General features: G+C 68.7%; 1 pseudogene. It reads right to left on the bottom strand.

From position 1 onward, the window contains the following. Positions 1–1,183: pseudogene (locus SPH27_RS22995) on the bottom strand (Contact-dependent inhibition of growth factor CdiA); the annotation flags it as partial.

Raw genomic sequence — 1,183 nt, 5'->3', positions numbered from 1 at the left:
GGTCGCCCCGCAGGGTCAGCACTTTCGCCAGCAGCTGGCCCCGGTTATCGGTATTGCCGGCCTGAACGTCCAGCGCCTGCTGGCTGAGCACCTTACCGCTGTTGGTCAGCGCGCCGGTCACCGCCGCCGTCACGCCCGCTTCCCCCAGCGCGTTACCGGTGTTCATCCACTCGCCGGTGGCCAGGTTCAGGGTGTTGCCCTGCATGAGCCCGGCGTTGTTAAGGGTGGTGTGGTGCAGGCCGAGCGCGCCACCGGAGAGCAGCATGCCCGCCTGCAGGTTGCTGAGCTGTGCCCCCGTCGCCGTCAGGGAACGGGTCCCCTGCAGCGTGCCGCCGTTGGTCACCGACGCGCTGTTAAACTGCGCGTCGGTACCGGCCATCAGCCCGCTGTTGGTCAGGCTGGCGGCGGTCAGCGTCAGGCCGTCCCGGGCAATCACCCGGCCGCCCGCCTCGTTGCTGACCTGACGGGTCAGGTTCAGCAGCAGCGCGGTGGCGCTGAGCTCGCCGCTGCTGGTAAGGGTGTCGCCGCTGAGCGTCAGCGTTCCGCCGCTGCGCAGCGCGCCGCGGTTAGTGAGGTCTGCCACGCCGAGCGTCAGGGCCGCGTCCCCCTCGACGGTGCCCTGGTTCTCCAGGCTGTCCGCCGTGATGTGCAGGTCGCCGGCGGCAATACTGCCCGCGTTAACCAGAGTAGTGCCGTTCAGCGCGAGCCGGTCGTCCGCCAGCAGGCGTCCGCGGCTGGTCAGGCTGAGGTAGTCGCTGCTCAGGCTGACGCCGTTGATTTCACCCTGGTTGGTCAGCGTGTCGCCTTTAATGCGCAGCGTGCCGTCGGTGGTGATAAGCCCGCCGTTGGTCAGCACCGGAACGTTCAGCGTTAAATCCTGCGCGCTGTAGACCGACCCGCCCGCGAGGTTCGCGAGTGACCCGGTCTTCAGGCCGAGCAGGGTGGTCCCCTGCAGCAGCCCGCCGTTCTCCACCGAGGCTGCGTTCAGGGAGAGGATACCGGCAACCAGCGAGCCGCTGCTGGTGATGCGCCCGGGGGCCGTCAGGGTCATGCGGTCCGCTTTTGCGGCGCCGGACTGGAGGATGTTCTGTCCGCTGAGAGTAATGGCGCCGGCGGTGAGCTCCCCGCCGCTGGTCAGGTCGCCGGTCGCGTTAAAGCTCAGCGCGTCACCGGTGGATTTCCC

The organism is Enterobacter sp. A103, from assembly GCF_034427535.1.
GTDB lineage: Bacteria > Pseudomonadota > Gammaproteobacteria > Enterobacterales > Enterobacteriaceae > Enterobacter > Enterobacter asburiae_B.
Note: the sequence above shows the minus strand (reverse complement) of the source record. Positions and strands in the feature narration are given on the sequence as shown.